4 protein-coding genes are annotated in these 2,988 nt (G+C 70.4%); all 4 read left to right on the forward strand.

Annotation, left to right across the window (positions count from 1 at the left end):
- Positions 1-238 (forward strand): hypothetical protein (locus VFN12_RS16035; RefSeq protein WP_325119759.1); only part of this gene is annotated, 238 nt, incomplete at its 5' end.
- 184 nt (positions 239-422) lie between these two features.
- A complete protein-coding gene (locus tag VFN12_RS16040) occupies positions 423-1,238 on the forward strand; it encodes a M57 family metalloprotease (RefSeq protein WP_325119760.1) in 816 nt (271 codons plus the stop codon).
- A gap of 15 nt (positions 1,239-1,253) precedes the next feature.
- A complete protein-coding gene (locus tag VFN12_RS16045; protein ID WP_325119761.1) occupies positions 1,254-2,189 on the forward strand; it encodes a serine/threonine dehydratase in 936 nt (311 codons plus the stop codon).
- Between the two features lie 11 nt (positions 2,190-2,200).
- A partial coding sequence (locus VFN12_RS16050) for a redox-regulated ATPase YchF (protein WP_325119762.1) occupies positions 2,201-2,988 on the forward strand: 788 nt, incomplete at its 3' end.

A 2,988-nucleotide genomic window follows, 5' to 3' on the forward strand; every position in this document is an offset into this window, starting at 1 on the left:
GACGCCGGACTGGTCGCCGGGCAACATCCTCGGCCACGAGCTGGGACACACCCTGGGGTTCCGGCACGAGCACACCCGGCCCGAGGCCGGCATCTGCTTCGAGAACCTCAGCTGGCGACCGCTGACCGACTACGACTCCGCGTCGATCATGCACTACCCCCAGTGCAACGGGACGTCGACCGACCTGAGCTTCACCGCGCTGGACGGCGAAGGGGCGCAGGCACTGTACGGCCCCTGACCCTCCCAACCCTCCGGATGATTTCCGGAAAATCGGTCTAGACCCTTTACAACCTGCGGACCCGCGGGCGAGGGTTTCCGACAATGCGCTCCTTTCTCGGGTTGGTGCGAGTGCGACCCGTCCACGTGCGGGGCGCACGTCCACGCAACAGGCGACCCACGTCGCCTCCAGCACGAGGAGCAGCATGAACACAAGTCGAATCGGCCGGGTCGCCCTGGCCGCCACCGGAGTCCTGGCCCTCGGCCTCTCGGGACTGACCATCGGAGCAGCGGAAGGATCCGAGGCGCCGTCGTACCAGGAGTTCAAGGCCTCGACGTTCCGCGACGTCGACCGGCAGTACATCGTCAACGGTGACGAGCCGGCGACGACCGACGGCGACCTGCGCCAGTTCTACAAGCGGATGATGGGGCCGCAGAAGTCCGCCGAGGACGGTCTCATCGTGAACCGGGTCAACGGCCAGGACGACAAGTGGAGTGCGAGCCAGGCGCTCAACCTGACCTACTGCGTCAGCACCAAGTTCGGCTCCAACTACGGCGCCGTCGTCAACGCCACCGCAGCCGGTGCAGGCCTCTGGGAGAACGCCTCCTCGAAGGTCGAGTTCACCCACCTCCCGGCCCACGACGCGAACTGCACCACTCGCAACAACGCGGTGCTGTTCTCGGTCGAGCCGACCAGCACGACCCAGTACATCGCCCGCGCCTTCTTCCCGAGCAGCCCCGACCGGAGCCGCAACGTCCTGGTCAACGCGGTCTCGCTGCAGAACTCCGGCAACTGGGAGCCGGGCGACATCATGAGTCACGAGCTCGGCCACACCCTCGGTTTTCGGCACGAGCACACCCGGCCCGAGTCCGGCACCTGTTTCGAGGACAACAACTGGCGTCCGCTGACGCCGTACGACTCGGTGTCGATCATGCACTACCCGCAGTGCAACGGCGGCTCGTCCGACCTGGAGTTCAGCGCCAACGACGGGAACGGCGTGCGCGCGCTCTACGGCGCCTGAGCCTAGGCTCGTGGGATGGCAGTGCCATCCCGTGACGACATCGACGAGGCCGCCGACCGGATCGGCGGCCTCGTCCGTCGTACCCCCGTGGTCGAGCTCGACGGGATCACCCTCAAGCTCGAGATGCTGCAGCACGCCGGGTCCTTCAAGCCGCGCGGAGCCTTCAACACCGTCCTCGCCGAGCCGGCTCCGCCGGCGCGACTGGTGGCCGCCAGCGGCGGCAACCACGGCCTGGCCGTGGCCCACGTCGGAGCCACCCTGGGTATCCCCACCGACATCTTCGTCCCGGAGATCTCGGCGCCGGTGAAGGTGCAGGCCATCCGCGACCGGGGCGCGACGGTGCACCAGGGCGGCGCCGACTACGCCGCCGCGCTGGCGGCCAGCGAGTCGCTCGCCGCAGAGGACGGCGTCCTCGCCGTCCATGCCTACGACGCGCCGCTGACCCTGGCCGGCCAAGGGACCGTCGCGCGCGAGCTGTCTGAGCAGGCGCCCGACCTGGACGTCGTGGTGGTGGCCGTGGGCGGCGGGGGACTCGTCGGCGGGATCGCCGCGTGGTACGCCGGCACCGGCACCCGGGTGGTGGCCGTCGAGCCGGAGCTGTGCCCGGCGCTGCACGACGCCCTCGCCGTCGGCCACCCGGTCCGCTCCCCGGTGGGCGGCATCGCGGCGGATGCGCTCGGCGCCTCGCAGGTGGGGCTGCTGGGCTTCGCGGCCGCCTGGGCGGCGACGTCGGTGCTGGTCAGCGACGACGGCATCGCGGCCGCCCGGCGGACACTCTGGCGCGAGCTGCGGCTCGTGGTCGAGCCGGCCGGTGCCACGGCGTACGCCGCCGTGGAGACCGGGGCCGTCGACCTGCGCGACCAGCGGGTCGGCGTGATCGTCTGCGGCGCCAACACCGACCCGTCAGACCTGGCCTCGCTCGATTCGGGCCCGCCTCGCGGCGCGCCGTAGACTCCCCGCCCGTGGCTCTCACCATCGGCATCGTCGGCCTCCCCAACGCGGGCAAGTCGACCCTCTTCAACGCGCTGACCAAGAACGACGTGCTCGCGGCGAACTACCCGTTCGCGACGATCGAGCCCAACGTCGGCGTGGTCGGCGTCCCGGACGACAGGCTGCCCCGGCTGGCGGAGCTGTTCGGCTCCGCGAAGGTGCTGCCCGCGACGGTGGAGTTCGTGGACATCGCGGGCATCGTGCGCGGCGCCTCCGAGGGTGAGGGCCTGGGCAACAAGTTCCTCTCCCACATCCGGGAGTCGGCCGCGATCTGCCAGGTGACCCGGGTCTTCCGCGACGAGGACGTCACGCACGTCGACGGGACTGTCGACCCGGCCAGCGACATCTCGACCATCTCGACCGAGCTGATCCTCGCCGACCTGCAGACGGTCGAGAAGGCGATCCCGCGCCTGGAGAAGGAGGCCAAGGGCAAGAAGGACCTCCTCCCCGTGGTCGCCGCGGCCCGCGAGGCGCAGGAGGCGCTGGAGGCCGGTACGCCGATCATCGCCACCGGCATCGACCGCGCCCTCATCCGCGAGCTCTCCCTGCTCACCGCCAAGCCCTACATCTACGTGTTCAACTGCGACTCCGACGAGCTGGCCGACGAGGCTCTCAAGAGCCGGATGCGCGAGCTGGTCGCGCCGGCCGAGGCGATCTTCCTGGACGCGAAGTTCGAGGCCGAGCTGGTCGAGCTCGGCGACGAGGACGAGGCCCGGGAGATGCTCGCCGAGATGGGCGTCGACGAGCCCGGCCTCGACGT

Origin of the sequence: Nocardioides sp., assembly GCF_035703625.1 — a bacterium.
Taxonomy (GTDB): domain Bacteria; phylum Actinomycetota; class Actinomycetes; order Propionibacteriales; family Nocardioidaceae; genus Nocardioides.